The organism is Pseudomonas morbosilactucae, from assembly GCF_023241715.1.
GTDB lineage: Bacteria > Pseudomonadota > Gammaproteobacteria > Pseudomonadales > Pseudomonadaceae > Aquipseudomonas > Aquipseudomonas morbosilactucae.
In genome coordinates, this window is sequence record NZ_JALQCW010000104.1 from 1 (window position 1) to 1386 (window position 1386).

Genomic DNA, 1386 nt, shown 5'->3' on the forward strand with positions numbered 1-1386 from the left:
GACGGTACCGCCCTGCTTAGCTGGAAGGCTCCGGCTTAATTTAAGCCAAACCCAGTTGGATTAATTCCGACTCAACGGAGCGCGAAAAATGCCTGATGACCTCACGAAAACTGGTAAAGCGGATCGGGACAAGGTGAACGTCAACCAGTCGCATGAGCTGCGCGACTGGTCGAAAAAGTTAGGTGTGACGGAAGATCAGCTAAAAAAAGCAGTGAAAGAGGTTGGCGTTTACGCTGACGATGTCAGGAAACACCTCAAGAAGTAAGTTGTTAATGCCCCTGAAACTCAGGGGCATTTTTCGTTTCAATACCTATCAAGCATCACGGTCCTTGTGACTTCTTTGACGTAGTCCTGGCAGGCCGCCAGGGCAATCAATCCTTGGTCGCCGTCTCCAGCGATGGCGACAATTCGTTGAGCAGCCGCTGGGTCAAGTTCGGCTCTCGCGCCTCCATGAACCACGCTGCCGGCGCTGGCGGCGGTTGACAACCCACCGCCACCACTCGGGGCGGCGGCAAGTAGGACTGACAGCCGTACATCAGCAGTAGCCAGCTGGTCACGCAGGCGAGCCTGATAGGTTTGAGCATCACGTAGCTCCTTGTAGTGGGTTTGATCATTCGCCTTCAGGCGATCCTCCAGCGCCCGGCGCTCGGCCTGCTGGCTTTCCTGCCAGTCGATCACCGCCACCGCGGCCTGCTCGCGATCACGTCCATAGGCCTCGGCCTGCTCGGCCAGTTGCTTGCCGTAGTGGCTGGCTTGCCAGGCCCAAGCCGCCCAGGCGCCCAGGGCAAGCCCCAGGACCAGGGCGGCAATCAGCCCTCGCATACCCAACGCACTCAAGGCAGCACCTTCAGCGCACGCTCATACAACTCCTCGCGGTCGGCCAGGCCGTTGGTACCGCCGTTGATGCGCTTGGTGATGGTGAGAAAGTCGCCCTTGTCGGCCTGGGTGTTCAGCCCAACTCGATGCCAGAACCAGGCCGCCGACATCGCGGCATACACCGGGTGCTCCAACAGTTCCGGGGTGTTGAGCAGTCGAGCATCGCCAAACAGAGCTTCGCTGCAGGCTTCGTAGTTGGCCCGACCGGTGATCTGAATCAGCCCCCTGCCCCGGTACTTCTGACCGTCGCCATCCGCATCGGGGGTATTGCCCAGGCGCTTGGCCAAGGTCCCGGTGTCATACTTGGCCAGGTAGTCGTGGCCACCCAGCTCGCGCACCCATTGCAACTGGCCGGACTCGTGGCCGATCTGAGCGATGAAGGCCGCGATGCGCAGCCGGGTGACGATGCCGTACTTGCCCATGGCCGCGTTGAGTGCAGGAACAAAACGCGGCTTTTTGCCGGCGTTGGGGAGGATCTGCAGCAGCTGCTGCGCAGTGATGGTCATTGGG

Annotated in this window: 3 protein-coding genes; 1 reads left to right on the plus strand and 2 read right to left on the minus strand. The window is 60.4% G+C overall.

What is annotated here, in order from left to right; genetic code table 11:
* Positions 1 to 88: 88 nt before the first annotated feature.
* Positions 89 to 265 carry a DUF3606 domain-containing protein gene (locus M1B34_RS31250; protein ID WP_268267137.1) on the plus strand — a complete coding sequence of 59 codons (177 nt, stop codon included), beginning with the start codon at positions 89 to 91 and terminating at the stop codon, positions 263 to 265.
* Between the two features lie 38 nt (positions 266 to 303).
* Here M1B34_RS31250 and M1B34_RS31255 read toward each other — a convergent pair whose 3' ends face one another.
* Together M1B34_RS31255 and M1B34_RS31260 are read right to left on the minus strand one after the other, a co-directional pair.
* Positions 304 to 837: a lysis system i-spanin subunit Rz gene (locus M1B34_RS31255; RefSeq protein ID WP_268267138.1), complete on the minus strand. Its 534-nt coding sequence runs from the start codon at positions 835 to 837 to the stop codon at positions 304 to 306.
* Positions 834 to 1382, minus strand: coding sequence for a glycoside hydrolase family 19 protein (locus tag M1B34_RS31260; RefSeq protein ID WP_268267139.1), 549 nt, complete (start codon positions 1380 to 1382; stop codon positions 834 to 836). The genes M1B34_RS31255 and M1B34_RS31260 overlap by 4 nt, the downstream gene beginning before the upstream one ends.
* Positions 1383 to 1386: the final 4 nt, after the last annotated feature.

Bases quoted from the DNA above. Each gene is read 5' to 3' on its own strand.
- M1B34_RS31250 (WP_268267137.1), top strand. From the start codon at position 89: ATGCCTGATGACCTCACGAAAACTGGTAAAGCGGATCGGGACAAGGTG.
- M1B34_RS31260 (WP_268267139.1), bottom strand. From the start codon at position 1,382: ATGACCATCACTGCGCAGCAGCTGCTGCAGATCCTCCCCAACGCCGGC.